The sequence below is a fragment of the Aequorivita antarctica genome (assembly GCF_007997155.1).
GTDB lineage: Bacteria > Bacteroidota > Bacteroidia > Flavobacteriales > Flavobacteriaceae > Aequorivita > Aequorivita antarctica.
On the sequence record NZ_VORT01000001.1, the window covers coordinates 560,835 to 585,722 of the forward strand.

Sequence of the window (24,888 nt, forward strand, 5' to 3'; positions counted from 1 at the left end):
TATAGAAATTTTTAAAACCCCGTATTTGCGCCGCAAATACGGGGTTTTTTCGTTTTGGCACAACAGTTGTATTTCATATAAGTATAAACCATTAAAATTTTTACATTATGAAAAAAGCAGTAAAAAATACCCAAAACAAAAGAGCCGAAAAAAAGGAAATCAACATCAAATGGAATTCACGTTTGTTTTTCCAAATCGGTGTCATTGCCAGTTTGTTGTTTGTTTTCTTCATAATGCAGACTGATTTTGAGATGAATGTTGCAGAATTTAAGCAACCAACTTCCGATGGTATGGAAGAACCGCCTATGAGAGACTATGTAATTGATGTGGACATACCCAAACCTGTTGATCCAGTAAAAAAGATAATAGATAAACGTGTGCCAATACCAAGAGTAGTAAATAGCAACACCTTTGTTGTAAAACCAAATACGACCACAGATGTTGAAACGCCAATTGCACCTACAGACGCTCCGGTGATTGAAGCGCCAGAACCACCTGTGAATGCTACAGTAGTTCCTGAGGACACTAAGCCAAAGAATATCTTAAATGTAGAGTTTGTTCCAGTTTTTCCTGGTTGTGAATCTTTGGGGTCAAACGCCGAAAAGGTGGAATGCATGTCTTCTAAAATCAATTCATTTATAAATAATAATTTTAGAAAGGAAGTATTGGAAGATCTTAACGCAAATGAAACCTACAGGATTTATGTTAACTTTAAAATAGATTCAAAAGGATATGTGACCGATGTGATGGCAAACTCTAACAACAATAACCTAAAGAAAGAAGCACAGCGTGTAATTAATAATTTACCGACTATGAAACCCGGCAAACAAGGGAATAAAAATGTAGATGTACTTTACACCGTGCCCATCATTTTTAAAATTAAATAACATATTTTATATAAAAAAGAAAGGCTCCCAATAAAAAAGGGGGCCTTTTTTGAATTTGGTCATTACAAAAAAACTGTATCTTTCGGCATTAAACAGTCAAACCCCGATGAAGCAGTTTATATTTCTTTTTGTTTTATGTTTTTCAGTAGTTTCTTTTGCACAGGTTACTTCGGCACAATATGAAAAATATCCAGTTTTTAAGGAATGTGCCAATGCAGATGTTATTGCTGTAGAAAGTTGTTTTAAAAATACACTACAGCAGTTCATTTTTGAAAACTTTAAAGTTTCTGAAAAAGTCTTTGCGGAAAATTACAAAGGAAATGTAAATGTTTTATTTGAGGTAACTAAAGAGGGTAAGTTCAAAGTATTATACGTTGATGGAATTTATGATGAATTAAAAGAAGAAGCCCGACGTGTTTTTGAATCGCTTCCTGAAGTAGAACCTGCTACCTATAATGGAACGCCTGCTTATGTGCAATTTACATTGCCTATTGCTATTCCTCTGGTTGCGCCGGGCGAAAGCATCATACAGACAGCGGAAATTTCAAAGAAAAACGAAAGAGAAGCACTAGTTAATGAATATGATGCCCTTGAAAATCTTCCTTATAATAACGAAGAGTATAAAAGCAACGTAAACATTCCACTTTCACACCATAATTACAGCCTTTTTGACCCAGCTTTAAACCGAGTTGGCTTGAACAATCACACTGCCCAAAAGCCTTATGTTTATAGCGATGTAAACAAGTACTATGATTTTGAAGCCGCCAACAAAGAAATTTTAAAAAACAAGACTTCGTGGTTTGGTCGAAAACTTTGGAACGAACATCTCGTTACAATTAAAGGGAAAGACTATTGGTTAACGCTGGATGCTGGCGTGGATTTACAAGCCGGAAAAGATTTTGACGCTGATATTGATACCTATAACAACACCCGTTTGGTTTATACACAGGGCGGCATTGGGAAGCAAATTGGTTTTTTTGGCGTTATCTATGAAAGTCAAGGCCGCTTTGCAGATTATTTTAACAAATATGCTGAGTCCATTCGTCCAGACGGTGGAAATCCAGCAATCATTCCGGGGCGTGGTATTGCAAAAAAGTTTCGCTCAGATTCGTATGATTATCCTCTTGCAACAGGCCATATTTCCTATACACCTTCAAAATATTTTAACATTCAGTTGGGTCATGGTAAAACATTTTTAGGAGATGGGTATCGTTCATTATTTACCAGCGATAATGCAAGCCCATATCCATTCTTCAAAATAAATACTACTTTTTGGAAACTGAAATACACCAACACTTGGATGTCGCTGCGCGATGTTCGGCCCGAGGTAACTGAAGACGGATCTTTCCGAACAAAATATATGGCAAACCATTATTTGAGCTACAACATTACAAAACGATTGAATATTGGTCTCTTTGAATCTGTACTTTGGCAGAATGACAACAATCGTGGTTTTGACGTCAACTATCTTAACCCAATAATTTTTTACCGTGCCATAGAGTTTTCAACAGGATCCCGAGGCGGGAATGCGTTGATTGGTATCAGTGCTAAGTATAAAGTGAACGACCGCATAAATGCTTACGGCCAATTTATAATCGATGAGTTTTCTACCAGCGATGTTTTTGGTGGAAAAGGAAGTTATAAAAACAAAACTGGCTATCAATTAGGGTTGAAATATTACGATGCCTTTGGTTTAAAAAACCTTTATTTACAGACTGAATACAACCGGGTAAGGCCTTATACATATTCACATAATACCGTGGTGCTTAACTATGGGCATAACAACCAATCTATGGCACACACCCTTGGCGCCAATTTTTCAGAATTTATAACCATTGCACGCTATCAAAAAGGAAGGATTTATGGGGATGCGAAGTTTATTATTGCAAAACGTGGATTTGAGTTCAATACCCCGGAAGATTCCAGTTTTTACGGGGGAGATATTTACGGAAACGAAGATGATCGTATTTCTGATGACGGCAACGATTTGGCTCAAGGAAACACGACCAATTTTTTCCACGCTGAGGTGCAAGCTGGTTACGTTATTAACCCCGCAACCAACTTAAAGATTTATGGAAGCTTAATTTTTAGAGATTTTGATCCAAAAGTTGATACCGAAACTGTATTTAAAAATCAAACCACTTGGGTGAATTTTGGAATACGGACAGATTTGTTTAATTGGTATTATGATTTTTGATAAAACCTGGCCACAACACAGATTGAATTTAAGAGAAACTTCTAAAAATTAATTTTTCTCTTTTTGCTCATGTTCTTTTATCATTTTTTCAACCTTTTCGCGAGCTTGACTGTTTTTTTCGGCATTGTTTTCAATAGATTTTCGTTCTAGGGCAACACTTTTGTAAATCATTCTTAAAAAAGCTTCGGTACTGATAAAGCCAGCGCCATAGCCCTCGTCGTCATATTCCTTTGTTATATCAGTCATCTTTGCCACCTCGTCTTCAGTCTTTTCTTTGATGTAATTCGCATATACTCTTTTGTATACAGTAGACAGCATGTCCATAGTTTTTATGAGGTCTTTATAGGTGCCTACATTTCCGTGGCCGGGAATTATTTTAGTGTCTTCATTTATTATAAGTCTCGCTTTTTCCAGACCTTCAATACAACCTATTAAGCTTCCTCCGTTATCGATATCGATGAACGGATATTTCCCGTTAAAGAAAACGTCCCCAGTGTGTAAAACGTTGCTATTTGTAAAATAAACCATTGCATCGCCATCAGTATGAGCGTTGTGTATGTGAAAAACATATATTTTTTCTCCATTAAAATGAAAGGTAAGATCTTCCGAAAAAGTGACTAACGGAAGTGCCTCTTGGGGTATTTTTTTTGTTTCTTTTCGGATCATTTCTTGTATTCGATTGCGCACATTTTCTTGTGAAAAAATTACGGTTCCGGTTTGAGCCATTGCTGCGTTGCCGCCAATGTGGTCTCCATGAAAATGTGTGTTTACCAAAAAGCGAACAGGTTTGTCACTAACTTCTTTAATATCATTCTGAATTTGTTCAATATCTTCTGCAAACTGATCGTCTATCATAAAAATACCATCGTTGCCAAAACTTAGGCCAATGTTGCCGCCATTGCCTTGAAGCATATAGATTTTGTTGTTAACTTTTATAAGTTTGGTGCTTACTTTCTTTCCAGTATCTGTTTGCGCAAATGCTGTTAAAACGAAAAATAGAAAGGCAGTGTTTAGGATTAATTTGGAAAACATAATTTTATAGTTTTAAAATTGGTTGAAAATACTAAAAATGCTGAAATAAAAGCATAACATTGTTAAGAATATATTGCGGAAAAATTACAGGAAGCGTATCTTTGCCCAGCCTAAAAAAAATGAGCTTGTTCGTTACTCAATCACAATCAATTACACAGTCCGTTGTCAGGAATTTTATCGAAATTACCAAATTTCGGCTTTCCGTTAGCGTCGTGTTCTCATCGGTTGCAGGTTATTTGTTGGGTGCAGACTCTATTGACTTTTATATACTTTTCTTGTTGTGTGTAGGAGGTTACTGTATGGTTGGGGCTTCCAATGTTTATAACCAAATCATTGAGCGTGACCTAGATGCGCTAATGGACCGCACTAAAAACAGGCCGCTTCCCGCTGGACAAATGAGTGTTCAGTCGGCCTTTATTCTTGCCGCAATTTTAACTGTTGTCGGTATTGTAGTGCTTTACTCCATCAATCCAATAACGGCAATGTTTGGAGCAATTTCCATTTTTATGTATGTCAGTCTTTATACGCCTTTAAAAACCAGAACACCGCTTTCGGTTTTTGTGGGTGCTTTTCCAGGAGCCATTCCTTTTATGCTGGGCTGGGTGGCTGCTACGGGCAAATTTGGAATTGAACCGGGAACCTTGTTTATGATTCAATTTTTTTGGCAATTTCCTCATTTTTGGGCCATCGGCTGGTTTCTTTTTGAAGATTACAAAAAAGGAGGCTTCTTTATGCTTCCCAACGGAAAGCGTGATAAAGGCACGGCAATTCAAGTGATTTTATACACCGTTTGGACGGTGCTGGTTTCGCTTATTCCAGTTTTAGGAATTACTGGAAAACTTTTCTTAACGCCAATTTCAGGAATTTTGATTGGCCTTTTAGGAATTGGACTTATTTATTACGCCATTCGCCTTTATAAAGAAAAAACATCAAAAGCTGCTAAACAGCTTATGCTTGCAAGTGTGAGCTATATTACATTGTTGCAAATAATCTATGTTGCTGATAAGTTTTTAAGGTAACAAGGTGCTAGATAATATGTGAATAAAAAAAAGATCCCGAATTAACGAATTAACAAAATATAAAATGGATTTAACCGAAGGAACTGAAGAAGCCAAAAGAAAAAGAGCAAAGAAAAACATACTCTTGTTTGGAATTATTAGTTTAACAATGAGTTTTGCTGGGCTAACCAGTGCTTATGTGGTGAGTAAGGAAAGACCGGATTGGATTTCTAATTTTGAAATTCCACAAGCATTCTATATAAGTCTCGCATTGATAATTGTGAGTAGTTTTACAGTTCATTTTGCACTCAGAACAATTAAAAAGCAACAAAACGGACTTGGAATGTTTCTTTTGGGTACTACCTTTTTGTTGGGTGTTTTGTTTGTTATTTTTCAGTTTATTGGCTTTTCCGAAATTATAGAAAGCGGGTATAATTTTACTGGACCTACAAGTAATGTTACCACTTCTTTTATCTATTTGGTAGTTCTGCTGCATGTGGCTCACGTTTTTGGAGGGCTAATAGCGCTTTTGGTTGTAATTTATAATCATTATAAACTAAAATATGAAAACGGTAAAACCCTTGGCGTTGAACTAGCTGCAACTTTTTGGCATTTCGTGGATATAGTGTGGATTTACCTGTTTTTATTTTTATATTTTGTTAAATAAAAATTAAACGTATTTTTGAACCTTATTTAAAACCAAATTATTTTTATGGAAGCTACTGTTGTTAAAACAGGTACCGAAGGAAAAACCTGGGGCGGCGGAAACGATCCGCTAAAAGCAAGTTATGGCAAGATGATGATGTGGTTTTTCATCGTTTCTGATGCCTTGACTTTTTCAGGATTTCTCGCCTCTTACGGATTTTCAAGATTCAAATTTGTAGATGCTTGGCCCATTCCAGATCAAGTGTTTACTCACTTTCCATTCCTGCATGGGGTAGATGCGCCAATGTATTATGTGGCGTTTATGACCTTTGTTTTGATTTTTTCATCGGTAACTATGGTTTTGGCCGTAGATGCTGGTCATAAAATGCAACAAAACAAGGTTATCTTCTATTTATTCCTCACCATTATTGGAGGTTTTATTTTCTTGGGTTCACAAGCTTGGGAATGGGCAACCTTTATTAAAGGTGATTATGGAGCAATAGAAACCAAAGGAGGACAAATTGTTCAATTTTTGGATAAGGAAGGCGAGCGTGTTGCACTTCGTGATTTTGCAGCTGTAGCCTCTGGGGAACGTACAGAACAATCAAAAGAAAACGGAATTTGGTTCAAAAGCGAATCTGAATATTACCCAAGTGTTTCATTTGATCAGGTAAAGGCAGGGTTTCTTGCCAATGATAATCTTTTAGTAAGGATACAACATAAAGATGAACACGGACAGCACATCGTTTTAAACCGTGAAGAATCCATTGCAAAAGTTGTGAATGATGGCGTTATGGTGGTGGAAGGTGCAAATCTTCGCCATAATGAATACGGCCATCCTCTTTTTGCTGACTTTTTCTTCTTTATTACAGGATTTCACGGGTTTCACGTTGCTACTGGTGTTTTGATAAACTGTATCATATTTTTTAATGTAATCTTGGGCACCTACGAACGCCGCGGCCATTATGAAATGGTTGAAAAAGTAGGGCTATACTGGCACTTTGTGGATTTAGTATGGGTATTTGTATTTACATTCTTTTATCTTGTTTAAAATTTTTATAGTAGAAAAATGGCACACGAACATAAATTAGAAATATTTAGAGGAGCTTTAAAGTTCAAATCAAACGTAAGTAAGATTTGGGGAGTATTTGTTGTACTTTCCATTGTTACTACTGTAGAAGTAGCTTTGGGTATTATCCGCCCAGACTTTTTGGTGGACCATCACTTTTTGGCACTAAGACTTCTTAACTGGGTATTTATAATCCTTACGCTTTTTAAAGCCTATTACATTACTTGGGACTTTATGCACATGCGCGACGAAACCGCAGGTTTGCGTAGAGCGGTAATCTGGACTTCAATTTTTCTGATAGCGTATTTGGTTACGCTAATATTGATTGAAGGTGATTATATTTTTGAAGTTTATAAAAATGGTTTTATAAAATTTAATTTTTAGACCTACACTTAATATATATTTAAAAGCCCTCTTTTTGAGGGCTTTTTTTATAACCTGAAATTTTTAAAATTAACACCCAAAAGATTGCCCAACCCCCTTTTACCCTGTATTTTTGCAAAAGCAAAAAATTGCGAAAATGAAGAAGTATTTAGTACTCGGAATCCTGTTTATATTGCCCATAACGGCATACATTTTTTTTGCAATGAGCACCAACTATTTTAAGCCATTGCCTGTTTTAACTACTTCTGTTGCTGAGTTGGATGGTTTTAAGGACCTCAATGGAAAACCAGTCCAACTAGAAAACCGCATTACGGTATTGGGTTTTTTTGGAAGTGACGTAGAGGCCCATAAAGCGTATGCCTATAATCTCGCACAAAAAATATACAGCAAGAATCACGAGTTTAAAGAATTTCAATTTGTAATTCTATTGCCTGAGGGTGCCGAAGCGCAAGCCAAAAATATTGAACAAAAACTGAAACAGATAGCTCCTACGGATGCATGGTTTTTCGCTTTTGGTTTTGACGAAGACATAAATCGAGTTTTTCAGTCGCTTAACTCCAACCTTACTTTAGATTCTAGTTTGTCCAGTCCTTATGTCTTCATAATTGACAAAGAACGAAGTCTTCGGGGCAGAAAAGATGATGAAGATGCAGGTGTGATGTATGGTTTTGACTCTAGCAACATCGCAGAGATAAACAACAAAATGAGTGACGATGTGAAAGTGCTTTTGGCAGAATACAGACGTGCTTTGAAAAAATATAAATCCAACAGAGAAATTTAAAAAAATAAGAAAGAGAATAGAATAAAGGCTCTTCTCGATTTTATAAGACAAATACTATTTCCCGTGAAAAAAAATTATTCATACATAGGCATTTCATTCATTATTTTAATTTTTGGTATTTGGGCAGTGCCAAAAATTGTGGACACCCTTTCAAAATCCGATCTTGAAACTATAGGTTCTGTACCAGCTTTCAGTTTTACGGACCAGAACGGAAAAACGATTACCAATAAAGATTATAAAGACAAAGTCTATGTAGTTGAGTTTTTCTTCACTACTTGCCCAAGTATTTGCCCGATAATGACCGAAAACATGATCAAAATTCAAAATGAATTTTTGGGCAATCCCAAAGTTGGTATAGCCTCTTTTTCTATTGATCCTGAGTACGACACTCCCGAAGTTTTAAAGGAATACGCCAAAACTAAAGGAATCACAAAATTACAATGGCATTTGTTGACTGGTGAAAAAGAAAAAATATTTAAACTTGCAAACGAAGGCTTCAATCTTTATGTAGGAGAAGTGGCAGAAGCGGAAGGTGGTTTTGAACACTCTGGCTTTTTCGCATTGATAGACCAAAACGGTAACATCCGTTCCCGAAAGGATGAGAATGGAAATCCAATGATATACTATGATGGGCTGGACGACAAACAGATTCAAATACTGAAAGAAGACATCAAAAATCTTTTGTAACCTATGGAAACTTCAATAGAAAACACAAAAAAATATAATGTATGGATATGGATGCTATCCATTGCCATTCCTATTGCTGTTGCTGCGTTGTTTTCAGTAAAAATTCCTGGGGTAGAACGTTTAGGCTTTCTGCCACCCATTTATGCAACCATTAACGGTATAACTGCTATTCTATTGGTAATTGCGGTTTATCAAATTAGAAAGGGAAACAGAAAATTGCACGAACGCTTGATGAAAACCGCGATTGGCTGTTCCGTTTTGTTTTTGTTACTATATATAGCCTATCATATGACTTCAGACTCAACCTTGTATGGTGGTGAAGGAATGTTGAAATATGTGTACTATTTTATTCTTTTAACGCATATTCTACTATCAATCATCGTTATACCTTTTGTGCTTATAACCTATGTGAGAGCCATTTCGGGGCAGTTTTACAAGCACCGAAAAATTGCTCGGATTACCTATCCACTATGGCTTTATGTGGCTGTAAGTGGCGTGATTGTTTATTTAATGATTTCATCGTATTATTAGAAACATGAAAAATGAAAATTAAACTTCTTTTCATAATATTACTTCTTTTTGTGGTTGCGCTTCCCGCCGAAGCCCAATGCGCCATGTGTCGCGCGGTTTTGGAAAGCGAGGAAGGAGGGCAAACAGCCAAGGGTATCAACAACGGAATCGTTTATCTTATGATTTTTCCGTACTTGCTTATTGGCGGTGTTGGCTATGCTATTTACAGAAGCCGAAAAAAAGCCCATTCTAAGGAAAACTCCTAATTTTTCAATTGTTTCTGTAACATGCAGCGGTTTTTAAAGTCTTATTAAAAACCGAAAGCATAATCTTTTCAAGTCTTAACAAGAATTTCACATTTAAAAGGGTATTTCCCCTTTATTTTGTAATCCAACAATTTTCAGGATGATAGAGATCAAAAACCTTCATAAATCATATCACATGGGCAAGAATTCGCTCCATGTTTTAAAAGGCATCAACTTTTCGGTTTCCGAAGGAGAAATGGTTTCCATCATGGGTTCTTCTGGTTCTGGAAAATCTACCTTGCTCAACATCCTCGGTATTCTTGATGAAGCGGATGAAGGCACATACACGCTTGACGGCACATTGATTAAAGATTTGAATGAAAAGGTAGCTGCACGCTATCGTAATAAATTCCTCGGTTTCATTTTTCAATCTTTTAACCTTATTAATTACAAATCTGCCTTGGATAATGTGGCAATGCCTCTTTATTATCAAGGTGTAAAACGAAATATCCGCACTGAAAAAGCAATGCACTATCTTGAAAAAGTAGGTTTGGCTGATTGGGCTTCGCATCTTCCTAGCGAGCTTTCTGGCGGACAAAAACAACGTGTGGCCATTGCTCGCGCCTTAGCCAGCGATCCAAAAGTATTACTAGCTGATGAACCCACGGGAGCGCTTGATTCAAAAACTTCTTACGAAGTAATGGAGCTCATCCAGGGCATTAACGATGAAGGAAAAACAATCCTCATCGTTACGCACGAAGACGATATTGCACATATGACCAAACGTATTGTCAATCTTAAGGATGGAATCATCATTGACGACTCCAAAGTGAACCAAGTGCGTGCCAAAACCGAAGCATATGTTTAATATTGAACGCTGGCAGGAAATTTTTGAAGCGATTCGCAAAAACAAACTGCGAACCTTTTTAACAGGTCTTTCTGTGGCTTCGGGTATTTTCATTTTGGTCATTTTGCTCGCAATAGGACAAGGTATGTCCAACGGAGTTGAAAAAGAATTCGAAAAAGATGCCACCAACCGTATTAGCGTTTGGACGAACGTAACTTCAGTGGAATACAAAGGACTCAATCCCGGACGATTTATTGAAATGGATAACCGTGATTATGAAATGGCGGTTAACAAAAATAGTGACAAACTGGAATTCAAATCTGGCGTTTACAGCAGGTGGGGGCAGTTGACAACCTACAAAAAAGAAAACGGAAGCTATAGAGTGGAAGGTGTACGTGGGGATTACCAATTTTTGGAAAACGCAACCTTGGTTGCCGGAAGATTTATAAATCAAAGCGATTTGAATACTATTGAAAAAGTTGCCATTATAGGTAATCAAGTGTATTTGGATCTTTTCAGAGATAAAATTGCACTCGGCGAATATGTTGACATCGCGGGAATAAAATTTAAAGTTGTGGGTATTTACAGTGATCCTGGCGGCGAGCGCGAAGAAACTCGAATTTTCATTCCGCTAACCACAGCGCAACGCGTCTATAACGCTGGTGATAAACTCAGGTCATTGGCTTTTACACTTGAAAAACAGGATAACTATGAAGATGCCTTGGCCGCTTCCGAAGCTTTTTCAGCAGAATTAGAAGCAGATTTAAAAGCAAAACACACCATTGCGCCAACCGATGAAAGAGCCGTAAACGTTAACAACACATTGGAAAACACCAAAAAGTTTTATGATCTTAATAATATGATCCGTTGGTTTTTCTGGGGTGTGGGTATTTGCACTATCATCGCGGGAGTGGTTGGAGTTAGCAACATTATGCTCATCATCGTTAAGGAACGCACTAAGGAAATTGGTATTCGTAAAGCCATTGGCGCTCAGCCGTGGTCCATTATTGGAATGATACTGCACGAATCTATTTTTGTTACCGCAATCGCAGGGTTCGTTGGGCTTATTTTTAGTTTGTTTTTATTGCAAATTGTTGGCCCATTCATTGAAACAGACTATATCCGTAATCCCTCCGTAGATTTTTCTGTGGCAATTACAACAGTAATCATTCTTGTTGTTGCTGGTGCTATTGCTGGATTTTTTCCGGCATACCGAGCCGCAAATATCAAACCCATAGACGCCTTGAGAGATGAGTAAATTATTCAGCAGAGACAGTTGGGCGGAAATCATTGAAGCCTTAAGTAGTAATTGGTTTAGAACCGTTTTGACTGCTTTTGGGGTGCTTTGGGGTATTTTCATCTTGGTTATTTTGCTTGCTGCCGGCAATGGTTTGGAAAACGGAATTAAACAAGGTTTTAGTGGTATGGCCACCAATTCTATGTTTATGTGGTCGCAAACCGCTTCACAGCCCTATAAGGGTTTGCCCAAGGGACGCAGATATAATTTTAAGACCGATGATGTTCCCGCCATAAAACAAAGCGTACAGGGCCTTCGTTTTGTTTCCCCAAGAAATCAATTGGGTGGTTTTCGCGGAAGCAATAATGTGGTTCGAGGTTTGCAAACAGGTGCCTTCAACGTTTATGGCGATTATCCCGAAATAATTCAACAACAACCAATGGATATCACTTCTGGTAGGTTTATAAATTATTCAGACATCAACGAAAAACGAAAGATTGCCATTATAGGCAGTGGTGTTCAAAGTGCTTTATATGGACCGAAAGAAGAGGTTATTGGTTCCTATATTAAAATAAATGGAGTCAATTTTATGGTTGTTGGCACCTATAAAAAGAAAGGAAACAATGGCGATCCCGAAGAAATGCAAAAGGAGATATACGTTCCATTTACTGCATTTTCACAGGCGTTTAATATGGGCGATATCGTGGGCTGGATGGCAATCACCGCTCAAGATGATTATTCAATTACCGAATTGAAATCCCAAATTTTTGATGTAATAAAAACACGCCACACCATAAACCCAAACGACGACCGCGCCGTGGGCAATTTTGACCTCTACGAAGAATACAGTAAAATAAATGGTTTGTTCACGGCGCTCAATTTTGTTGCTTATTTTGTTGGAATTCTCGTGCTGCTTTCTGGAATTATTGGCATTAGTAACATTATGTTGATTGTAGTTAAAGAACGCACAAAAGAAATAGGCATACGGCGCGCACTTGGTGCAACACCTTGGGGCATACGCGCGCAAATATTATTGGAATCGATATTTTTGACCATCGTTTCCGGCATGGCTGGAATTATTTTGGCAACTGCTGTACTTTGGCTGGTTAACTATCAGCTCAGCACCATGGACACCAGCGAAATGATGTTCATAAACCCATCCGTAAATATTGGCGTTGTCTTTATAGCACTGACCATTTTGATAGTTTCCGGACTTTTGGCAGGATTGATTCCCGCACAGAACGCCATAAAAATAAAACCTGTGGAAGCATTGAGAACTGAATAAAAAATCGAGAATGGAATTAATAAGCGATCCAAAAGTTGAGGAGGTTTTTAAAAACTACCCCAAATTGGTGAAACAACAGATGCGTCATCTTAGAAAGTTGGTTCTAAAAACGGCATCCGAAATTGAGGGGCTAGAAAAACTTGAAGAAACATTAAAATGGGGCGAACCCAGTTATGTAACAAAAAACGGAAGCACACTACGTATGGATTGGAAAGCAAAGAACCCAGAACAGTACGCAATGTATTTTAAATGTACATCCAAATTGGTGCCTACGTTTAAAACGATTTTTAAAGATAAATTCGATTATGAAAAAAATAGAGCGATACGCTTCAAATTAAATGAAGAAATCCCTGAAACTGAATTAAAACAATGTATCGCAATGGCGCTAACGTATCATAAAATAAAACAGTTGTCACTATTAGGAGCTTAATTTTACATTTAGAAAAAATCATCAATTAGAGAATAATTTCAACAATCAAAAAAATGAAAAAAACAAAAACCATAATCATCCTCGTCACAATTGCAGTATTGTTTGTGGCTTCTATGTACTGGCTGTACTCCAAAAATGCTGAAGATCCGGTTGTTTACGAAACGGAAAAACCAGTTATGGGCTCAATCGTTAAAAAAACGGTTGCTACAGGAAGTATTGTTCCGAAAGAAGAAGTGCTAATAAAGCCAAACATTTCTGGGATTATTGATGAAATATTCGTGGAAGCTGGTGAAATAGTAAAAGCAGGTGATTTGATTGCAAAAGTGAAGGTTGTTCCAAACGTTTCTTCATTAAATAGCGCCAAAAGCAATATCAACAGCGTTCGAACACAAGTGGAAACCGCCCGACTGGCTTTCGAAAATCAAAAAAATATTTATAACAGGCAGAAAGAATTGTTTGAAAAAGGTGTGATTTCTGCAAACGAATTTGATACTGCACAATTGTCTTACGATCAAGCCCAACAAAGACTTAAGCAAGAGCAAGTTGGCCTCACGGCAGCAAATCAAAATTACGACATTGTAAAAACTGGTACAACCAGCGGCATGGGTTCTTCGGCAAATACCGAAATTCGCGCTACGGTCTCAGGAATGGTGCTGGATGTTCCCGTGAAAACTGGAAACCAAGTGATTGAATCAAACAATTTCAATGACGGCACTACCATCACCACCTTGGCAGACGTTGACAAAATGATTTTCGAAGGAAAAGTAGACGAAAGTGAAGTAGGAAAAATAAAGGAAGGCCTTCCTTTGGAAATTACTGTGGGAGCCATTTCCGATAAAACTTTTGATGCAGTACTTGATTACATAGCCCCAAAAGGAGTGGATGAAAACGGTGCCATACAATTTGAAATAAAAGGAACGATGAAGCATCTAGATACAGCCCAAACCTTCATCCGCGCAGGCTTGAGTGCTAATGCTTCCATTATTCTGGCTAAGGCCGAAAACGTGTTAACCATAAAAGAAGCTCTGGTTCAATACGATCCCAAAACAGAAAAGCCTTTTGTAGAAGTAATGGTCGGAGATCAAATATTTGAAAGAAGAGACATAGAGTTGGGTGTGAGTGATGGAATAGATGTAGAAGTAAAAAGCGGTGTTTCCAAAGACGATAACATTAAAGTTTGGAACCAGTTAAAACCAGCGCCAGCAACAGGAGGCAGAGGATAATCTCTCTGTGTCCTCTGTGACTCTGTGGTTAAGAAAGACACAATTCTAATTAAAAATTATAATTTTTGTAACGCATTCGCTTTACAAAAGACTTATTCATCAATAGAAAAACTTATGAAGAAGATAGCAATCCCTTTCTTTTTTTTGATACTTAGCATTTCACTCTCAGCCCAAACAAAACAATGGACTTTACAGGAATGTGTGAATCATGCACTTGAAAATAACATTTCGGTAAAACAAAGCGAACTAGATTATGAAGCTACGGAATTAGCTAAAAAAGATGCTATTGGCAATTTTTTACCAACCCTCAATGGTTCTGCCTCTAATTCTTGGAATACTGGGCTAACGCAAAATGTGACTACGGGTGTTTTACAATCGCAAACAACGCGTAACTCTTCCTATAATCTTACAGCAGGAATTACCATTTTTAATGGACTTAAAAATATCAGAGAAAGCCAACAGGCCGATATTGCCAAACTTGCCGCCCAATACAATTTGGACAAAATGAAAGACGACATTTCGTTGCTTGTGGCAAATTCATATTTACAGATTCTTTTAAATAAAGCAAATCTGGAAGTGGCCAAATCCCAGAATATCGTTACGCTAGAACAGTTAAAAAGGACCAATGATCTAGTAGATGCGGGAGTGCTTCCTCGTGGGGATCTATTGGAAATAAAGGCCACAGATGCCAGTGAAAAACAGAAAATAACAGTGACCGAAAATGCAGTTAAAATTTCACTGATAAGCTTGGCGCAATTACTCCTTATAAAAGATTACGAACATTTTGATATTGTAGATAAAGGGTATGAAATAATTCAAAATGACATTACAAAAAAACCGGTTGAAGAAATTATTGAAGCCGCACAAAACAATCGCGCCGAAGTGAAAATTGCCGAAGAAAACGCTGCCATTGCAATGAAAGATTTGCAACTTGCACGAAGCAATTATTACCCTTCATTAAGCGGTTTTGTGAATTACAACACTAGAGAATCTGATGCCCCTAGAATACTACAAGGCGGTATAGATCCAGATCAGCCAAGCCAGCCTATTGGTATAGTAGAGGCAACAGGAGATGTGGTCGTGGCGCCCAATTACGCTTTACTATCAACTTCTGCGCTTCCTTATACAGAGCAACTTTATTTAAATGATGGTATTTCTTACGGATTGCAGCTAAACGTTCCTATATTCAATGGTTTATCGGTTAGAAATAATGTGAAAAGGAGCAAAATCAATTTAAAAAGAACCGAATACCAACTAGAACAGGCAAAACTTGATTTGGAGTCAAACGTTTACCAAGCCTATGTAGATGCACAGGGCGCAGAAAAGGCTTATGAATCTGCGGTTGTAGCCTTAGAATCGCAAGAGTTGGCATATCAATATGCAAAAGACCGCTATGATGTTGGACTTACAAATGCTTTCGATTTCAGCCAATCAAAATTGCGTTTCGATAATGCGAAAATTGAAGAAAACAGAACTAAATTTGAATATATTTTTAAATTGAAAGTGTTGGAACTTTACTTTGGTGTTCCTGCAAGCGAATTAAAATTTTAAGTATGAAGAAAAAAACGCTCATTTGGATTATTATAGTCGTTGTCCTACTTATTGTTTTGCTCCTTGTTGGGAAAAAAGCAGGATGGTTTGGAAAATCGGGAGATTTCAAAGATGTTGAAATAACCAAAATTGAACCCATTGATATTATTGAAACTGTTGCTGCAACAGGAAAAATTCAACCCGAAGTAGAAGTTGCACTTTCTTCCGAAGTCTCCGGTGAGATTATTGAACTTCCTATAAAGGAGGGTCAAACCGTAGAAAAAGGGGATCTTTTGGTTAAAATAAACCCAGACCTAATTCAAGCAGCCGTGAGCCAATCACAGGCAGGTTTGCAAAATGTTCGCGCACAATTGTCACAAGCTCAGGCAAGTGAAAAAAATGCAAAACTAAACTACGATCGTAACAAAGCACTATTTGAAAAAGGTGTAATTTCAAAATCAGAGTGGGACAAATCTGTAGCTGATTACGATATGGCTCAGGCGAGTTCCAAAGCAGCATATTACAGCGTTCAGAGTGCTTCTGCAAATGTGAAGCAATCTGTGGACAACCTTTCTAGAACGGCTATTTATGCGCCTATGAGTGGGACCATTTCCAAGCTTTCTGTTGAATTGGGAGAAAGGGTAGTGGGTACAGCACAAATGGCAGGTACAGAAATTGTCCGCGTTGCTAACCTTCAGAAAATGGAAGTGGAAGTTGACGTTAATGAAAATGATATTGTAAAAGTTACAGTTGGTGATTCAACAATTGTTGAGGTTGATGCCTATTTAAAGCGAGAATTTAAAGGTGTGGTTACGGCTATAGCAAATAGCGCAGAGAGCGCATTGACTGCAGACCAAGTAACCAATTTTAAGGTAAAAGTGAGTATTCTACCAGAATCGTACAAAGACCTAACTGAAGGAAAACCAGAAAGCTATTCACCATTTCGTCCAGGAATGACCGCGACGGTTGATGTTATTACCAATAAAAAAAATAAAGTAATTGGGGTTCCCATCAGTGCCATCGTTATAAAAACGGATACCACAGACTCTAAGAAACCATATACAGGGGAAGTTGCAAACACAAACGCCGAAAAATTTGAAGCTGTTTACATAAAGGAAGGGGAAGAAGCAAAACTTCGCATTGTTAAAACTGGAATTCAGGACGATTCAAACATTGAAATATTATCTGGATTAAAAGAAGGCGAAATTGTAATAACAGGGCCCTACAACACAGTGACCAAACTTTTAAAACAAGGCGATAAGGTTCAAGTTGCCGCTCCCGTAAAGGATAAAAAAGAAAAGTAATGGCTACTATTTTGTGTCTTGAAACTGCTACTACCAATTGTTCTGTGGCCATTGCGGTTGATGGCGAAATAAAGGCGATCCGAGAAGAGAACAACCAAAAATATTCACACGCAGAGAAGCTCCACGTTTTTATTGATGAAGTTTTAAAAGAAGCTAAGATTGATAAAAAGAATTTGGATGCTGTGGCGGTAAGTAAAGGTCCGGGGTCTTATACAGGTTTGCGCATTGGCGTTTCGGCAGCTAAAGGGCTGTGTTTTGCGATGGACATTCCATTAATTTCTACACTTACTTTGGAAGTATTGGCGCAGCAAGTGCAATGCGAAGATTGCTTTATAATTCCATTGCTCGATGCCCGAAGAATGGAAGTTTATTCCGCTGTTTTCAATTCAGAAAAAAAGCAAATTCGCGAAACAAAGGCCGAAATTTTAAACGAGAATTCCTTTACTGATTATTTGAAAAATGGTAAAACAATTTTTATAGGTGATGGCGCTGTAAAATTTGAAGCAATTTGTAAAAACGAAAATGCCATTTTCCAAAATGATGCGTTTCCAACTTCAGCAGATATGGTACTTTTGGCGGAGGCTAAATACAAAATAAGCGACACAGAAAATGTCGCTTATTTTGAACCTTTTTATTTAAAGGAATTTATACTTGGCTGATTTTTCTTCTACAAAAGTGAATCAAAATAAGAAACCAATTTTATCATGTCTGCTTCCTTGTCAGTATCGATGTTGTTTTGTTTTATATAGTTTTTTACTTCACCTTTCTTTTTGTCCATCATTTTAAGCACTTTCGATTTACTACTTGGCATTTCCATAAAAGTCCCGTTCTGTACCAAATAATAAGTGGTAGTTTTTGTGAATGATGGCGGAGTATCCCGTTCATAACTGGTTCGGCCTTTATGAGGTTCCCGGTAAATAGCAGTGGTTTTTTTATAAAGGTCGTAAGTTTTGCCATCATTAAGCACAGCAAAATATCCCCCTTTTTCATTACTTCCTTCATAGGGAACAAAAACATAAATATCCTTAAAAATTTTAACAAAGATATTTGGATCTTTTATCAGAGCGCTATAACTCACATCAGAGGTGTTTCTCTTGATTTCAATTTCGTCAGCGAATGCATTGTAGCGCATTGGCACATCGTCTTTTATCAATTGATCTTCTTGGAATATTTTTCCAGGAACGAAATTTACATTTGCATAAGCCTCATCCTTTATTGCACTGAATTCGGCCTCGGTTAAACCAAAGGCCATTGACTTTTGATTTATATCTATCGTGCGTTCATACATACTGTAATAGCCTGTATTTTTTTGAGAAAAAAGCGAAATTGTTATTAAGACAAATACCGCTGTAAATATTATTTTTTTCATTTTAATTTTTTAACACTGTTAATAATTCTTACAAATTAAACATTATTTTTTTAATGTTTCCAAATTAAAGTGATGAACATCGCGTTGAGGGAAAGGAATTGATATTCCTGCAGCTTCCAGTCTTGTTTTTCCTTCTTCCAAAATCAACCAACGCAGCTTCCAGAAATCATCATTGTTAGCCCAATAACGTACCATAAGATTTACAGAGCTGTCGCCAAGCTCAATTACAGCCACAATTGGCATTTTGTCTTCAATTTTTAAAACAGTTTCTTGTTCTGAAACTAAATTCAGCAAGATATCTTTGGCTTTCTTTATGTCGTCGCCATACCCTATGCCAAAAGTTAAACTCTCACGGCGTATTCCTTCTTCGGTGAAATTGATAATGTTTTCGTTGCTCAGTTTTCCATTGGGCATAATGGCCAATTGGTTGCCCACAGTATTGAGTTTTGTGTTGAAAATGGAAATTTCCTTCACCGTACCGTCCACTCCTTGGGCACTGATGAAATCACCAACTTTAAAAGGCTTTAATAATAATATTAAAACGCCACCTGCAAAGTTTGAAAGCGATCCCTGTAATGCCAAGCCTATGGCAAGACCAGCAGCACCAATAATAGTAATCAATGAAGCAGATTCAACACCCAGTTGCGTTACAACCAAAACAAAAAGTACAATCTTTAATCCCCATCTGATTAAACTAGCAATAAAATTTTCCAGCGTGGGATCGTATTCTGTTTTGTCAAAAAACTTTTTAATGAAACGGTTGATCATTTTAATAATCCAAAGACCAATCAGCAGCATTAAAAGCGAGCCAATTACGCTCGGCAGAAAATCAATTAATTTTTGTCCGTACTTTTCGATATATATATCCAAGTCCTGAAATCTTTCCATAAAATCTATTCTTTATTGTTTAATGATTCAATTGCAATTTTCGTGTCTTCTACGGGCAGTTTACACGCATTGTTCACGCAGACGTAAATAAGTGTAGCATCTGGCGTGTACCTGTTTTCAAAAAGTGGCCCGTTTTTTTCTCCCTTGCTTCCGGCCATAATTATATTGGGAAGATAGTGTTTGTTAAATTCTTTTATTTTCTCCGAAACATCTTTTCCTACGATTACTACTTCATAGAAATCATTTTGAAAATTTGACAAAAGATCCAACCAGTTTGAAAAACCACTGGGGTATTGTTCAATTTCCACAGAAACATTTTTTAGCATTTGACGCGAAATTTCATCAAAACCAGTTTCCTCAAAATATTTTGAAAGCACAAAAAGATTCTTCGCCATTACTGAGTTTGAAGCAGGAATCACGTTATCTCGATATTCAAAATTTCGTGTAACTATGGCTGCGTCCTCTTTTGAGGTAAAATAAAACATGTGTTTTTCTTCATCAAAAAAGTTAGCCTTTGCATAATCTGCCATTTTCTTTGAAAGGTTCAGCCACTTTTCATCTAGAGTAACTTGATAAAGATCAATAAATGCTTCAATTGTAAATGCGTAATCCTCCAAAAAACCATTGATACTGCTTTTTCCATTTTTATAGTTGTGGAACAGCGCTCCGTTTTTCTGAAGCTGTTTTTCAGAAATAAACGTAGCATTTTTAAGTGCAGCGTCTAAATATTCTTTTTTGCCGAATGTTTTGTATGCATCTACATAACCTTTCAGCATCATTGCATTCCATGAACTAAGGGTTTTGTCATCCAGTCGCGGTTTTGGTCTTTTGTTTCTATAGGCGAGGAGGGTGTTTTTCCAGCTTTTCTTTTTCAGCTGAAGTGTTTCAGAAGTTATTCCAAATTCATTTTCAATTTCAGTATCCGTCTTTTTTCGGATGAGGACGTAATGATTGTTTTCCCACTTTCCGTAGCTGTTCACGTTATAATATTCCTTAAAAATATCGAAATCACCTTTCAATAATTTCTGCAATTCTTCCGGGGTAAAAACATAAAAAGCACCTTCCTCTAATTTGTCATTTTCATCCTTGCTATCGGCATCTAAAGAAGAATAAAACCCGCCTTCCTCATTGGTCATCTCTCGCGCTATAAAACCTAAGGTTTCTTCAACAATTTCTTTGTAAAGTGGTTTTTTTGTGACCAAAAAGGCGTTACTGTAAAGGCTTACAAGTTGTGCGTTGTCATAAAGCATTTTTTCAAAGTGCGGTACATGCCATTTTTCGTCGGTGCTATAGCGTGCAAAACCGCCGCCAACTTGATCGTAGAGCCCGCCATAGGCCATCTTATCTAGAGTAAGTGTTACGTGATTCAGTAGTTCGGAGTCGTTTTTTTCAAAAGCTTGTCGTAACAAAAACTCAAGATTGTTAGGCATCATAAATTTTGGAGCGCCTTTAAATCCGCCGTTTTTTTGGTCGAAATTCTGCGATAGATTCTTAACTATTTCCGAAGTGGGGTATTTCGTAAAATCAACATCCTCCGTGTTCAAATGCACCAAATCCATGCTTTTGATGCCTTCTTCCAGACGGTTGGCGTAAGCAATCAGCTTTTCGGGTTCTTTGTTATAGGTTTCCTGAATTTGCTCTAATGCGTTTATCCAGTCGTTTTTACGGAAATAGGTGCCGCCCCAAACAGGCCGTCCGTCGGGAAGGGTAACCACATTCAGCGGCCAGCCTGCACTTCCGGTCATCAATTGCACGGCATTAATATAGGTTTGGTCAACGTCTGGACGTTCCTCGCGATCTACTTTTACCGAAATAAAATTTTTGTTCATTACCGATGCAACTGTACTGTCCTCAAAACTTTCATGTTCCATCACGTGGCACCAATGGCAGGCGGCATAGCCGATGCTTATTACAATTAGTTTCTTCTCTTTTTTTGCCTGCTGGAGTGCAGCTTCACCATATGGTTTCCAATTCACGGGATTGTGTGCGTGCTGAAGCAGATAAGGGCTGGATTCGTGGATTAAATCGTTGGTAAAGGGATGTGTTTTCACAGTTTCTTTTTTTGAAGAATTGCAGCCAAGAAAGATGGTTGTTGCCAAAAAAGCAAATAGTATGCGCATAGCTGAATTTTAGGAAAACAAAAATACGCTTTTGAAACCTCAAAAGCGTATTTTCATGATTCTTGGTGAATTTAACTTACTTCAAAAGTAATTTTAACGTTCACACGGAAATGGGTAATATTAGCGCCATCCACAACGCAGCTTTGTTCATTTACATAAACAGAACGTATGTTTTTAACACTTTTTGAAGCTTCTTTAACGGCGTTTCGAGTTGCGTCTTCCCAACTTTCTTTTGAGTTTGCAAGAATTTCAATTACTTTTAATACTGCCATAAATTTTAGTTTTTTTTCGATATTCATCGAAATATTAATAAAGCCTCAAGATACAATTATTCAAGCCCAATAATCTGAAAATTAAGTTAAAAGCTACGGATGTTACCTCGGCCCCTAAAGGGGAGGAATAGCAATGTTTTCTTGGAAACTTTTTCAGCTAGATGTTCCCCCTTTGGGGGATACGGGGACAAGGCTTCTACCCATTAATAGCAACAACACTGTTTATCTGCCCATGAAGCATTTCCTTCAGCATCGTTTCAATCCCGTTTTTTAAAGTAATGGTTGAAGAAGGGCAGCCACTGCAGGCGCCTTGAAGTATCACTTTTACCGTTTTGGTATCTTCATTGAAGGAATCAAAAAGAATATGGCCACCATCTCTCGCCACGGCAGGCTTCACATATTCATCTAAGATGGAGATTATTTCTTTTTCGAGGTCGGTATGAACTTTCACGGTCTGTTCGGAAGATTCTTTAGTTGAAGAAATAGTTGAAGCAGTATTCGTGGTGTTCATTGCATCATCGTTCAATACTGGTTTTCCGTCTTCTATAAATTTTCGGATGAATTCTCGTATTTCCATGGAAATTTCCTCCCACTCAGCCATGTTAAATATCATCACGGAAACGAAGTTTCCGCTAATGAAAACTTCCTTTACGAAAGGAAAATTGAACAGCGCCTTCGCCAATGGGGAATGCGCTGTATCTTCAATATTTTTAAATTCAAAAGTTCCAGTAGCCATGGGCTTGTTGGCCACAAATTTCATCACGGCAGGATTTGGGGTGCTTTCGGCATAAATACTTACCGGAATTTTCTTAGGAATGTCAGTTTCAGTAATTACTGGCTTGCCAGTATTCAAATATTCCACAATGGATTCTGCAACTTCTTCTTGCACGTCTTTCCATTCCACAATGTCAAATTTTTCAATGGCGACAAAATTTTGAGTGATATAAACGGTTTTTACGAATGGAAGATAAAAAAGTTGCTGCGCCAGCGGACTCGCTTTCGCCTCATCAATATTTTTAAATTCGTAGCTGGTAGAGCGTGTTAAGAAGGAATTAACAATAAATTTAACAATATTTTGGTTGGATGTTTGAGTAATATCTATGTTAAATTGCAGCATTTACTTGTTTTTTTTGCGAAAATATAAAAAGAAAAACAATGTATTCAATATATTTGGCATCTTAACAGCCCAATTATGAAAAAATTAATACTTCTACTTCTTCTCATATTTCCTCTTTTCATTTTTTCGCAACCGGTGCAACTATTTCAACAGTTTAATGGTCGTTATGATTTTACTGCTGTTGGTAACACGTTAAACGCACAGCCAAACTTCAATGGATATTGTGGACAGTTGCTGCAAAGCAGTGCTAACTTGGCTTTAAACCCTGGACAAACTTTCGTGTCTGCACATCTATATTGGGGCTCTATAGGTACAGGCGATTTTGATGTTGCTTTAAATGGAACACCTATTAGCGCACAGCGTATTTTTAGCCATACATTTAATGGTAGCCCTTATTTTTCCGCCTATGCCGACGTAACAGCATTGGTAGGCGCTACGGGGAATGGCACTTATACCTTTTCTGACATGGACGTACAGGCTTTACTTCCTGGCTATTGCGGAACTAATTTTGGAGGTTGGGCCATATATGTTATTTATGAAGATCCTTCATTATTGCTTAATCAAATAAGCCTTTTTGATGGTTTGGAAAGTGTTTCTGCAAATAATAATAACTTGAGCATCACCTTGACTAATATTGATGTAAGCTCTGATGTTCTTTCAAAAATAGGCTTTTTGGCTTGGGAAGGAGAGGCTGAAATTGCCAATGGAGAAAGTCTTTTTATTAATGGAACTTTAATATCAAATGCATTAAACCCTGCAAATAATGCATTTAACGGAACCAATTCTTATATTGGACCACCTGCCAATGCCCAGAACTATAACATGGATTTGGATTATTACGATTTGACTGGGATTGTAGCTCAAGGGGATACAAGTATTCTAATTGAATTGGAATCGCAGCAGGATTTTATAATGGTAAATAATATTATTACCAGTGTAAATTCCGAATTACCAGATGCAACTATTGAGATAGATGATCTTGGGGTGCTTTGCCAAAACAATAATATAGATGTAGAATATACGGTCTATAATGTTAACAGTACCAATGAATTGCCTGCCAATACGCCAATTGCTTTTTATGCGGATGCGGTGCTAATAGGACAAACCACTACTACTAATATTATTCCTTTAGGAGGGTCCGAAAGCGGTACTATTACTCTAAATATACCTATAGCCACACCAAATAATTTCAACCTAAGAGCTGTTGTCGATGATATAGGAAATGGTACTGGTATTGTTGCAGAAACTGATGAAAGTAACAATGAATTTATATATCCAGTTGACCTTAGTACGGCTGGAATACTTCTTACTCCTGGCCCAGCTTGTTTGGGAAGACCAGTTATTTTGGACTCAGGCGTAACTGACCCTCCATTCAATATTCAATGGTTTAGAAATGCAATTCCTATTCCTGGCGCAACCAATCCAACACTAGTTGTTACTATTGACGGTATTTATTCTGTTGAAGCAGTTGATGGTATTTGTAGAGTTGATAGTAATTCCGTGGTAATTACATTTAGGCCTCAGCCAGTAGCGAACCCTGCGCCAGATATGTACCAGTGCGATTACGGTAGCACTGCGGGTGTCTTCAACCTGACCGATAATGACGGTGATATTTTGGGTGCTCAGAACCCAGCAGATTTCGTCATAAAATATTACGATACCTTCCAAAAATCCTTTGACGGTATTCCCGGCACGGAAATTTTGGGCGGGGTCCACATCATAGTTCCCCCTTCCCCCCAGACGATCTACGCTCGGATCGAGGACAATACGGGCAGTTGTTTTGACCTGACTGATTTCAAGATCTATTTCAGCCGTGCGATCGCTGGCATCG

General features: G+C 37.6%; 25 protein-coding genes. 19 read left to right on the plus strand and 6 right to left on the minus strand.

Annotated elements, in window-relative coordinates:
* Positions 1-107 precede the first annotated feature (107 nt).
* The gene (locus ESU54_RS02455) at positions 108-887 is read left to right on the plus strand and encodes an energy transducer TonB (RefSeq protein WP_111842705.1); all 780 of its coding nucleotides are present in this window, start codon (positions 108-110) and stop codon (positions 885-887) included.
* Positions 888-993: 106 nt separating this feature from the next.
* Positions 994-3,084, plus strand: a complete 2,091-nt coding sequence (locus ESU54_RS02460; protein ID WP_111842704.1) for a gliding motility protein RemB — start codon at positions 994-996, stop codon at positions 3,082-3,084.
* Between the two features lie 48 nt (positions 3,085-3,132).
* Here the strand turns inward: ESU54_RS02460 and ESU54_RS02465 are convergent, their stop codons facing one another.
* Entirely contained in the window at positions 3,133-4,116 is a 984-nt protein-coding gene (locus ESU54_RS02465) for an MBL fold metallo-hydrolase (protein ID WP_111842703.1), read from the minus strand.
* A 119-nt stretch (positions 4,117-4,235) separates the two neighbouring features.
* Here ESU54_RS02465 and cyoE point away from each other — a divergent pair, with 119 nt between their 5' ends.
* The 16 genes from cyoE to tsaB all read left to right on the plus strand — a co-directional run bounded on the left by cyoE (position 4,236) and on the right by tsaB (position 17,950).
* Positions 4,236-5,135, plus strand: a complete 900-nt coding sequence (gene cyoE / locus ESU54_RS02470; protein ID WP_111842702.1) for a heme o synthase — start codon at positions 4,236-4,238, stop codon at positions 5,133-5,135.
* Between the two features lie 64 nt (positions 5,136-5,199).
* Entirely contained in the window at positions 5,200-5,781 is a 582-nt protein-coding gene (locus tag ESU54_RS02475) for a cytochrome c oxidase subunit 3 (RefSeq protein ID WP_111842701.1), read from the plus strand.
* A gap of 45 nt (positions 5,782-5,826) precedes the next feature.
* On the plus strand, positions 5,827-6,810 hold the full coding sequence (locus ESU54_RS02480) for a cytochrome c oxidase subunit 3 (protein WP_111842700.1): 984 nt from the start codon (positions 5,827-5,829) through the stop codon (positions 6,808-6,810).
* Positions 6,811-6,828: 18 nt separating this feature from the next.
* Positions 6,829-7,212, plus strand: coding sequence for a cytochrome C oxidase subunit IV family protein (locus tag ESU54_RS02485; protein WP_111842699.1), 384 nt, complete (start codon positions 6,829-6,831; stop codon positions 7,210-7,212).
* 136 nt (positions 7,213-7,348) lie between these two features.
* On the plus strand, positions 7,349-7,993 hold the full coding sequence (locus tag ESU54_RS02490) for a hypothetical protein (protein WP_111843239.1): 645 nt from the start codon (positions 7,349-7,351) through the stop codon (positions 7,991-7,993).
* Positions 7,994-8,056: 63 nt separating this feature from the next.
* Positions 8,057-8,680: an SCO family protein gene (locus ESU54_RS02495; protein ID WP_111842698.1), complete on the plus strand. Its 624-nt coding sequence runs from the start codon at positions 8,057-8,059 to the stop codon at positions 8,678-8,680.
* Positions 8,681-8,683: 3 nt separating this feature from the next.
* Complete coding sequence (locus ESU54_RS02500; protein WP_111842697.1) at positions 8,684-9,211, plus strand: DUF420 domain-containing protein; 528 nt, start codon at positions 8,684-8,686, stop codon at positions 9,209-9,211.
* Between the two features lie 11 nt (positions 9,212-9,222).
* Positions 9,223-9,456, plus strand: coding sequence for a hypothetical protein (locus tag ESU54_RS02505; protein ID WP_111842696.1), 234 nt, complete (start codon positions 9,223-9,225; stop codon positions 9,454-9,456).
* Positions 9,457-9,595: 139 nt separating this feature from the next.
* Positions 9,596-10,303, plus strand: a complete 708-nt coding sequence (locus tag ESU54_RS02510; protein WP_111842695.1) for an ABC transporter ATP-binding protein — start codon at positions 9,596-9,598, stop codon at positions 10,301-10,303.
* The gene (locus ESU54_RS02515) at positions 10,296-11,540 is read left to right on the plus strand and encodes an ABC transporter permease (RefSeq protein ID WP_111842694.1); all 1,245 of its coding nucleotides are present in this window, start codon (positions 10,296-10,298) and stop codon (positions 11,538-11,540) included. Before ESU54_RS02510 ends, ESU54_RS02515 begins: the two co-directional genes overlap by 8 nt.
* Complete coding sequence (locus ESU54_RS02520) at positions 11,533-12,804, plus strand: ABC transporter permease (protein ID WP_111842693.1); 1,272 nt, start codon at positions 11,533-11,535, stop codon at positions 12,802-12,804. Before ESU54_RS02515 ends, ESU54_RS02520 begins: the two co-directional genes overlap by 8 nt.
* 10 nt (positions 12,805-12,814) lie before the next feature.
* Positions 12,815-13,234, plus strand: a complete 420-nt coding sequence (locus ESU54_RS02525) for a DUF1801 domain-containing protein (protein ID WP_111842692.1) — start codon at positions 12,815-12,817, stop codon at positions 13,232-13,234.
* A gap of 53 nt (positions 13,235-13,287) precedes the next feature.
* Positions 13,288-14,457, plus strand: coding sequence for an efflux RND transporter periplasmic adaptor subunit (locus ESU54_RS02530; protein WP_111842691.1), 1,170 nt, complete (start codon positions 13,288-13,290; stop codon positions 14,455-14,457).
* 114 nt (positions 14,458-14,571) lie between these two features.
* Entirely contained in the window at positions 14,572-16,008 is a 1,437-nt protein-coding gene (locus ESU54_RS02535) for a TolC family protein (protein ID WP_111842690.1), read from the plus strand.
* 2 nt (positions 16,009-16,010) lie between these two features.
* A complete protein-coding gene (locus ESU54_RS02540) occupies positions 16,011-17,291 on the plus strand; it encodes an efflux RND transporter periplasmic adaptor subunit (protein WP_111842689.1) in 1,281 nt (426 codons plus the stop codon).
* The gene (gene tsaB, locus ESU54_RS02545) at positions 17,291-17,950 is read left to right on the plus strand and encodes a tRNA (adenosine(37)-N6)-threonylcarbamoyltransferase complex dimerization subunit type 1 TsaB (protein WP_111842688.1); all 660 of its coding nucleotides are present in this window, start codon (positions 17,291-17,293) and stop codon (positions 17,948-17,950) included. The genes ESU54_RS02540 and tsaB overlap by 1 nt, the downstream gene beginning before the upstream one ends.
* Positions 17,951-17,958: 8 nt before the next feature.
* On the opposite strand, the gene ESU54_RS02550 is transcribed toward tsaB, so the two are convergent.
* The 5 genes from ESU54_RS02550 to ESU54_RS02570 form a co-directional block, all read right to left on the minus strand.
* Positions 17,959-18,660 (minus strand): hypothetical protein, encoded by a 702-nt coding sequence (locus ESU54_RS02550; RefSeq protein WP_111842687.1) that lies wholly within the window; start codon positions 18,658-18,660, stop codon positions 17,959-17,961.
* 42 nt (positions 18,661-18,702) lie between these two features.
* A complete protein-coding gene (locus tag ESU54_RS02555; RefSeq protein ID WP_111842686.1) occupies positions 18,703-19,548 on the minus strand; it encodes a mechanosensitive ion channel family protein in 846 nt (281 codons plus the stop codon).
* 5 nt (positions 19,549-19,553) lie between these two features.
* A complete protein-coding gene (locus ESU54_RS02560; RefSeq protein ID WP_111842685.1) occupies positions 19,554-21,668 on the minus strand; it encodes a thioredoxin domain-containing protein in 2,115 nt (704 codons plus the stop codon).
* Between the two features lie 71 nt (positions 21,669-21,739).
* Positions 21,740-21,940, minus strand: coding sequence for a dodecin family protein (locus ESU54_RS02565; protein ID WP_111843238.1), 201 nt, complete (start codon positions 21,938-21,940; stop codon positions 21,740-21,742).
* A gap of 196 nt (positions 21,941-22,136) precedes the next feature.
* On the minus strand, positions 22,137-23,057 hold the full coding sequence (locus ESU54_RS02570) for a NifU family protein (protein WP_111842684.1): 921 nt from the start codon (positions 23,055-23,057) through the stop codon (positions 22,137-22,139).
* A 75-nt stretch (positions 23,058-23,132) separates the two neighbouring features.
* On the opposite strand from ESU54_RS02570, the gene ESU54_RS02575 reads away from it, so the two are divergent.
* Positions 23,133-24,888: CARDB domain-containing protein (locus tag ESU54_RS02575; protein ID WP_146848073.1), on the plus strand; the 1,756-nt coding region annotated here is incomplete at its 3' end.

What these genes read in the sequence shown, in the direction of transcription:
- ESU54_RS02560 (WP_111842685.1), bottom strand. Translation starts at nt 21,668, where the DNA reads ATGCGCATACTATTTGCTTTTTTGGCAACAACCATCTTTCTTGGCTGC.
- ESU54_RS02500 (WP_111842697.1), top strand. Translation starts at nt 8,684, where the DNA reads ATGGAAACTTCAATAGAAAACACAAAAAAATATAATGTATGGATATGG.
- ESU54_RS02570 (WP_111842684.1), bottom strand. Translation starts at nt 23,057, where the DNA reads ATGCTGCAATTTAACATAGATATTACTCAAACATCCAACCAAAATATT.
- cyoE (WP_111842702.1), top strand. Translation starts at nt 4,236, where the DNA reads ATGAGCTTGTTCGTTACTCAATCACAATCAATTACACAGTCCGTTGTC.
- ESU54_RS02490 (WP_111843239.1), top strand. Translation starts at nt 7,349, where the DNA reads ATGAAGAAGTATTTAGTACTCGGAATCCTGTTTATATTGCCCATAACG.
- ESU54_RS02480 (WP_111842700.1), top strand. Translation starts at nt 5,827, where the DNA reads ATGGAAGCTACTGTTGTTAAAACAGGTACCGAAGGAAAAACCTGGGGC.
- ESU54_RS02455 (WP_111842705.1), top strand. Translation starts at nt 108, where the DNA reads ATGAAAAAAGCAGTAAAAAATACCCAAAACAAAAGAGCCGAAAAAAAG.
- ESU54_RS02535 (WP_111842690.1), top strand. Translation starts at nt 14,572, where the DNA reads ATGAAGAAGATAGCAATCCCTTTCTTTTTTTTGATACTTAGCATTTCA.
- ESU54_RS02520 (WP_111842693.1), top strand. Translation starts at nt 11,533, where the DNA reads ATGAGTAAATTATTCAGCAGAGACAGTTGGGCGGAAATCATTGAAGCC.
- ESU54_RS02465 (WP_111842703.1), bottom strand. Translation starts at nt 4,116, where the DNA reads ATGTTTTCCAAATTAATCCTAAACACTGCCTTTCTATTTTTCGTTTTA.
- ESU54_RS02485 (WP_111842699.1), top strand. Translation starts at nt 6,829, where the DNA reads ATGGCACACGAACATAAATTAGAAATATTTAGAGGAGCTTTAAAGTTC.
- tsaB (WP_111842688.1), top strand. Translation starts at nt 17,291, where the DNA reads ATGGCTACTATTTTGTGTCTTGAAACTGCTACTACCAATTGTTCTGTG.
- ESU54_RS02510 (WP_111842695.1), top strand. Translation starts at nt 9,596, where the DNA reads ATGATAGAGATCAAAAACCTTCATAAATCATATCACATGGGCAAGAAT.
- ESU54_RS02540 (WP_111842689.1), top strand. Translation starts at nt 16,011, where the DNA reads ATGAAGAAAAAAACGCTCATTTGGATTATTATAGTCGTTGTCCTACTT.
- ESU54_RS02475 (WP_111842701.1), top strand. Translation starts at nt 5,200, where the DNA reads ATGGATTTAACCGAAGGAACTGAAGAAGCCAAAAGAAAAAGAGCAAAG.
- ESU54_RS02550 (WP_111842687.1), bottom strand. Translation starts at nt 18,660, where the DNA reads ATGAAAAAAATAATATTTACAGCGGTATTTGTCTTAATAACAATTTCG.
- ESU54_RS02515 (WP_111842694.1), top strand. Translation starts at nt 10,296, where the DNA reads ATGTTTAATATTGAACGCTGGCAGGAAATTTTTGAAGCGATTCGCAAA.
- ESU54_RS02555 (WP_111842686.1), bottom strand. Translation starts at nt 19,548, where the DNA reads ATGGAAAGATTTCAGGACTTGGATATATATATCGAAAAGTACGGACAA.
- ESU54_RS02505 (WP_111842696.1), top strand. Translation starts at nt 9,223, where the DNA reads ATGAAAATTAAACTTCTTTTCATAATATTACTTCTTTTTGTGGTTGCG.
- ESU54_RS02530 (WP_111842691.1), top strand. Translation starts at nt 13,288, where the DNA reads ATGAAAAAAACAAAAACCATAATCATCCTCGTCACAATTGCAGTATTG.
- ESU54_RS02460 (WP_111842704.1), top strand. Translation starts at nt 994, where the DNA reads ATGAAGCAGTTTATATTTCTTTTTGTTTTATGTTTTTCAGTAGTTTCT.
- ESU54_RS02525 (WP_111842692.1), top strand. Translation starts at nt 12,815, where the DNA reads ATGGAATTAATAAGCGATCCAAAAGTTGAGGAGGTTTTTAAAAACTAC.
- ESU54_RS02565 (WP_111843238.1), bottom strand. Translation starts at nt 21,940, where the DNA reads ATGGCAGTATTAAAAGTAATTGAAATTCTTGCAAACTCAAAAGAAAGT.